The sequence below is a fragment of the Lacrimispora amygdalina genome (genome assembly GCF_003432035.1).
GTDB lineage: Bacteria > Bacillota > Clostridia > Lachnospirales > Lachnospiraceae > Lacrimispora > Lacrimispora amygdalina.
In genome coordinates this window covers 53,505-59,952 of the sequence record NZ_QOHO01000018.1, presented here as the reverse complement: position 1 = coordinate 59,952, position 6,448 = coordinate 53,505, and the positions used below count along the sequence as shown (strand labels likewise).

Annotated in this window: 4 protein-coding genes and 1 pseudogene; 4 read left to right on the top strand and 1 reads right to left on the bottom strand. The window is 42.2% G+C overall.

All coding sequences use genetic code 11. The annotated features are described in order from the left end of the window. Window positions 1-231: pseudogene (locus tag DS742_RS30135) on the bottom strand (transposase family protein); the annotation flags it as partial. Window positions 232-611: 380 nt separating this feature from the next. On the opposite strand from DS742_RS30135, the gene DS742_RS06545 reads away from it, so the two are divergent. The 4 genes from DS742_RS06545 to DS742_RS06530 all read left to right on the top strand — a co-directional run bounded on the left by DS742_RS06545 (window position 612) and on the right by DS742_RS06530 (window position 6,434). After that, complete coding sequence (locus DS742_RS06545) at window positions 612-863, top strand: phage tail protein (protein WP_117416188.1); 252 nt, start codon at window positions 612-614, stop codon at window positions 861-863. Window positions 864-905: 42 nt separating this feature from the next. Continuing rightward, on the top strand, window positions 906-1,151 hold the full coding sequence (locus tag DS742_RS06540; RefSeq protein WP_117416187.1) for a phage tail protein: 246 nt from the start codon (window positions 906-908) through the stop codon (window positions 1,149-1,151). Window positions 1,152-1,214: 63 nt separating this feature from the next. Further along, window positions 1,215-2,231, top strand: a complete 1,017-nt coding sequence (locus DS742_RS06535; protein ID WP_117416186.1) for a cadherin-like beta sandwich domain-containing protein — start codon at window positions 1,215-1,217, stop codon at window positions 2,229-2,231. A gap of 81 nt (window positions 2,232-2,312) precedes the next feature. Then, complete coding sequence (locus DS742_RS06530; protein ID WP_117416185.1) at window positions 2,313-6,434, top strand: hypothetical protein; 4,122 nt, start codon at window positions 2,313-2,315, stop codon at window positions 6,432-6,434. Window positions 6,435-6,448 lie beyond the last annotated feature (14 nt).

Below are 6,448 nucleotides of genomic sequence, written 5' to 3'. Positions count from 1 at the left end.
AATAACGGCGTTTTCTTAGAACCAGAATGACGGTTTTACCTTGGAAAGGAGAGTCATCAATTTCCTGGATTCGATAGTCATGAACTCTTTTTGTTTTACAACCACAACAGGGACAGGTCTGCTCAGAAGTTCTGGTTTCAATGAAAACCTTTAAAAAAGAATCTGCCTGAATTACTTTTTTACAAAAACATCTTTCAAGTCTAAGAATGCCTTGCTATAATTAGGGTACATCTATAAGAGGTCACCTCCGTTAACATTAAACTTTGGTCGGGATAATGCGTTTGGGAGGCTTCTTATAGATGTATTTTATTACAACAAAAAGAATGTTGGAAGTGTGCTTTTCAAGCACACCCCAACATTCAGTATAGAACCACTTTATTTTACCAAACGGCTATAGATCATGTCTATTTTTTATGAAATTGAAATTGCGGAATTAATTATACGTCATCAACATTTCAATAAAAAGTCAAAATTTATTTCGGGTTTCAATCCCCCCTTATGCGGTATGATGAGATATCATCAGTATAATATAGCACTGAAAGACTGCCCGGCCAACGGCATTTGGGCGTATCCGCACTATCTAAAACAATGAGAGTAAGGAGGAAATTATTATGGACCCTTATATTGGTCAGATTCAGCTATTTCCCTATAATTTTGAACCCAGAGGCTGGGTTCTGTGTGATGGAAGAACAATGCAGACCATGCAAAATCAGGCATTATATTCTCTCATAGGAATTACATTTGGAGGTAATGGAACGACTGAGTTTAAGATACCCGACTTAAGAAATGCAAATCCTCTTGCAACCACCAACCAGATGAAGTATTACATAGCAATTGAGGGGCTGTATCCCATGAGATCATAATTTGAAGCAGCCTTAATCATGGATGGAAAGGAGAGAAAATGCATGGATGAATTTTTGATTGGTGAAATCATTCCAGTACCCTATAAATTTGTACCTGAGTTTACGCTGTACTGTGATGGGCAGGAGTACCCGATTCAGCAGTTTCAAGCACTATTTGCTTTAATTGGAATTAGATTTGGAGGCAATGGTTCCACTACATTTCGTGTTCCCAATCTAAAAGGATTTGAACCCAACCCCAATATCCGTTATGCCATTGTGACAAATGGCATATTCCCCGATCGGTATTAGTTAAATGCTGATATCGATGAATAACCGTATTTCAATTTACCGGAAAGGATTGATGAGATAAATATGGGTATAAATTTGGCTTTGAATGCAGATATAACTGCAAGCAGTTATGTAGATCCTTATGCGCCTGGCAGAGCTGTAAACGGAATAGTCAGTGATCCCACCTCCAGATGGCTGTGTGCTGCTCTGCCGGGGTGGCTGCGTCTTGATTTAAAAAAGTCCTGCTGGGTCGGCCAGTGGACAGTAAAAAGTATAGGAAGTAACGCTGGCTGGCCGGATAATTATTGTATGACTTCGTTTCGTCTGGAAAGCAGTTTAAATGGAACTAATTGGACCACAGTGGATTCCGTAACCGGCAATACAAACAATACGTGTACGCGAGTGCTGGTAAATCCGGTATATGCCAGATATTTCAGACTCTTCGTTCCTGGAGAAGGGGGATTACAAGCCAATAAATCCGCCGCATCTGTCATGGAACTGGAACTGATAGAAACAGATGTGGCCGTTCTGACTTCCCTGGAAATAAAGGATAAAGAAGAACACACAGCAGTGCTGACTCCTGTGTTTCATTCAGATACGCTGTCATATACTTCCAATGTGGGATATGATTCTGACCGTATCACAGTGATTCCTGTTGCATCAAAAACTACGGCAGCTATTACAGTCAATGGGCAGGCACTGACGGAGGGGAAAGCCTCTGTTGAGATGAATGACGGATCAAACAGAGTTGAGATTAAGGTGACTTCAGCAGGCGGCTGTACTGTGATTTATCAGGTAGCTGTTACCAGGGCAAGCAGTCCTTATCTGACTTCTGTAAAATTAACGGGATTCCGAATGTCTGGATTTGTAAAGACAACGTACAATTATAGTTTAAGCACGAAATCGCTTGCCAGCACGGTAGTTACTCCAACAGCAGAAGATACGGAGGCCGCCGTTGCTATTTCCTTAGATGATGTTGTATATAATAGCGGTGAGTCGATTCCTCTCAATGAAGGTCTTAATCCAATCAATATTAAGGTGACCTCCAAAACAGGAGTTGACAGCAGAATTTATGTTTTCAATATTACCAAAAGTACATAATATAGAAATAAAAAGATCTCGGGGCATAAAGCGGATCATTCTTCTTTATGTCTCTGGGAATTTAATGGAGAGTGTGATGGAATGATTTTAAGTAAAAGCTCCCGCTTTTTAAGCGGCATACTCATTGCAGCAGTATTAATATCCTCAGTTCCAGTAAATGTATATGCGGAAACAGGAGAAGCTTTAAGTGAAGATGACCGGGACGCGAAATCAATTGGTGGCTGGGTTGGAGGCAGCATTGATAACAGGACTGATATTTTTCTTACAGATGGAGATCCGGTATCCAACTGGTATCAGTACAATACGCAGAATCCTATTGGGGTAAGTTCTCCAACAGACGGTGATGGTGATGAGAATATTTTTGAATACTGCCCTTATTATGAAACGAAAGATAACAGCAAAGGGAAAATATATAAAGATTATATAATTCAAGATCCCGGATATTATGCGTTGACTGCTAATGCTGAGATATTTCTGCGGTCTGGGGGCGATGAAGGAAAACTGACAATAGAACTCTATTCTGATACTTCGGGAACTGGTACCCCCATTAACAGCTCAACAGTATCATCAGCCGGATTTACAACGGAAGAGTGGCATACCTTATCCATTAATTCGCTATCCCTAACCGCAGATGTAAAAAGGATCAGGTTTATTTTAGAGGCAACGGCCGCAGAAATCAATAACGCAGACGACTATATTGATTTTGACGGTCTCAGCATGAAATTTACCAAGGTGGCAGCACCTCCAATTATTACCAATCTGGGCGGGAACGCCTTTTTTACAGAAGGATCTTTACCGGTCTATCTGGATTCCGGAAGTGATGCAGCTGTAACAGTGGATACCGCTTTTGGCAGAACCTATGCAGGGGGATCGGTTGATGTATCAATAATCAGCGGATCCGTAATTACAGAAGATGAATTAAAGATTGGTGAAAGTGGTGATATTACACTGTCTGAAGAGAATGTTAAGTATCTTGATACTGTGATTGGCACTTATACAGGTGGATCTTCAGGAACTAACCTGACCATTAATTTAAATTCCAATGCTGATAACAGCAGTGTAACAGCTTTATTAAGAGCAATTGTATACAATAATAAAAACAATCTTAAACCCAGCACTATGATAAGAACAATCCGTATATCCGTAGAAGATAATACTGGAATTTCGGGTAATGCTGATGTTACCGTTACGGTTAATAATATCAATTATCGTCCGGTAAGAAAAAGCGGGATAACGGATACGGGTACTGATCAAGTAACGGTAAAAAATGCATATCACCTGGATTTAAGTACAATATTTGAGGATCCGGACACCGATTCACTAACTTATAAAGTAAAGGTAAATAACTCAATTGCGGATGTAGCACAAGAGAGTTATGAATATACCCCGCAAACAGCAGGCGTATATACTTTGGAATTTACCGCCAATGACGGAATGGTGGACTCTGCAGACACCTACACGGTGACACTGACAGCACTCAATACAGCTCCGGTCAGAAAAAGCGGAGTACCTGCCTCCGATTCAATAAACATGGTGGTTAATACAGCTTTTTCCCTTAACTTAAATGATGTTTTTGAAGATGCAGATAGCGATACCCTTTCTTATAAGGTAAAAATTAACGGGCAAACGGAGCAGGCAGCGGTTAGCAGCTATTCCTACACGCCAACCGCAACAGGTACGTATACCCTGGAATTTAAAGCCAATGACGGACATGATGATTCGGCAGATACCTACACGGTAACGCTGAATGCAGTAGCACCCAATACACCCCCGGCAAGAAAAACCGGAGTGAGTGATACAAAGGAAGAGACAGTGCCAGTTAAAAAAGCCTGCGGGATTAATCTGAATGAGATATTTGAAGATGCTGATGGCGATTCATTATCCTATAAGGTAAAGGTAAATGGCGGAGCGGAGACGGCAGCAGACGGGAATTATTCCTATACTCCCTCAGCCGCAGGAACACACACGCTGGTATTCAGGGCCTATGATGGAAGTGCAGACTCCATAGATACCTATACGGTAATACTTACTGCTGTGAATACCCCTCCGGTAAGAAGAAGTGAAGTGGGGGAATCAATATCTGATAATGTAACAATAGGTAGTACCTACACTATGGATTTAAGTACAATATTTGAAGATGAGAACCAGGATCCGCTTACTTATAAAGTAAAGATTAACGGTGGTACGGAAGAGATTGTAAGTATGCCTTATTCCATTAACCTGACCAGTTTGGGAACGTATACTCTGGTATTTAAGGCATATGATGGATTTTCTGATTCCACAGACACCTACACAGTAATCCTGAATGTAAAGGAGCCTAACCGGGCACCGGCCAGAGCAGCCGGGGTAGAAGAATCGGAGTCAATAACAGCACCGGCAAATTCCAGTATTGTCAGGAACCTTGCAAGTATATTTGAGGATGACGACGGTGATCCGCTTACCTACAAGGTGAAGGTTGACAGCAATCCGGAAGTGGCAGCCAATGGTAATTTTACCTATATAGTCCCTGCCGTTGGCGCCCATACCCTGGTGTTTAAAGCCAATGACGGAACGGTAGATTCCACCCAAACCTATACGGTGTATATTACAGCAACAAAAGATCCTGTCAAATCGGTCACTGCACCTAACCCGGTGACAGGAGTAACGAACGGTGCAGCAAAAACAGCCGCTGCACTTCATTTACCGGAGAAGGTGGTCCTTGTTACTGAAATGGGAACCGTATTGGCTGATGTAACCTGGGATGTGACAGCCAGCTCCTATGATCCGGATCAGAAGACGGAACAGACATTTGATGTAGAAGGTACCGTAAGTCTTCCTGATGAAGTATATAATCCTGATGGCATATCCCTGGACGTAACGGTTACTGTGACCGTTAAAGCAGAAGTGCTGGTGGATAAGGTTCTGGAGAGTATTTCTCCGTTGTCCCCTGTAACAGGAGTTCCTAACGGTACAGCAAAAACAGCCGCTGCACTTGGTCTTCCTGTAAATGTAGATCTTGAGACAGATAATGGAACCGTACCGGCGAGTGTTACCTGGGATGTGGCCTCCAGCTCCTATGATCCTGACCTGAAAACGGTCCAGACCTTCGAGGTAGAAGGAACCGTGACTCTTCCGGCCAAAGTAATTAATCCTGACAGTGTATCTCTGGATATTATAGTTGAAGTAACAGTGGATGCAGAGTCACTGAATGATAAAATTCTGGAAAAAATTTATCCGCTGCCTTCCATAAAAGGAATTACGAACGGAACTGCCAAAACAGTTACTGCCCTGGGGATCCCATCCAGAGTTACGCTGGGAACCGATGCCGGAAACGTTCAGGCAGATGTGATCTGGGATTTGGATTCCAGTTCCTATGATCCGTTCATCAGTGAAGAACAGACCTTTACTGTAGAGGGAAATGTAGTTCTGCCGGATAACGTTATCAATCCATCTGGAATTTCTCTGGAAGTAACGATTAATTTAACCGTTTCGGAAGAAGAGGAAGAACAGGAGTATTATACCATCCGGATCAATGTGACGAAAAGACCGGATAAAGTCAGCTATACACTGGGAGAGGATTTGGATACACAGGGGCTTGAGGTAACTGAATATCAGAAAGCCAGTCCCTCAAATGCAGTGAAAAAAACAGTTTTATCAGAGGGGCAGTATGATCTGGAATATAATCTTACCAGAACAGGAACACGAACAGTTAAGGTTATTTATTACGGAACCGACCGGTATGGGAATGAAAAAGAGTTTACAGATGAGTTTACGGTCAGAGTAAAAGAACCGCCGAGAGATGACAGCGATGACGATGATGACAGAGAGATTACACAACCAGGCAAACCAAAAGGCGGAGACGATGACCATTATTATTCCGGAAGCTGGCATTCAGATGAAAATGGATGGAGGATAAACGGAAATGATGGAAACAGTCCGGCAAACCGCTGGGTGTACACGGACTGGAAGGGATCAAACGACTGGTACTTCTTTGACGAAAAAGGCTATATGGTAACTGGATGGTTAGAGTACAAAGGTAATAAGTATTATTTAAATCCGGTCAGTGACGGAAAGAAAGGCTATATGTATACCGGCTGGAACATGATTGAAGGAAAATGGTATTATTTCAGTGAAGCGGCAGATGAAACAAAAGGTTCCATGCTTAAGGACACAACAACTCCGGATGGGCATCGGGTAGGACCGGATGGAGAACGTATTTCTTAAAATTACAGGATAGT

Bases quoted from the DNA above. Each gene is read 5' to 3' on its own strand.
- DS742_RS06540 (WP_117416187.1), top strand. From the start codon at position 906: ATGGATGAATTTTTGATTGGTGAAATCATTCCAGTACCCTATAAATTT.
- DS742_RS06530 (WP_117416185.1), top strand. From the start codon at position 2,313: ATGATTTTAAGTAAAAGCTCCCGCTTTTTAAGCGGCATACTCATTGCA.
- DS742_RS06545 (WP_117416188.1), top strand. From the start codon at position 612: ATGGACCCTTATATTGGTCAGATTCAGCTATTTCCCTATAATTTTGAA.
- DS742_RS06535 (WP_117416186.1), top strand. From the start codon at position 1,215: ATGGGTATAAATTTGGCTTTGAATGCAGATATAACTGCAAGCAGTTAT.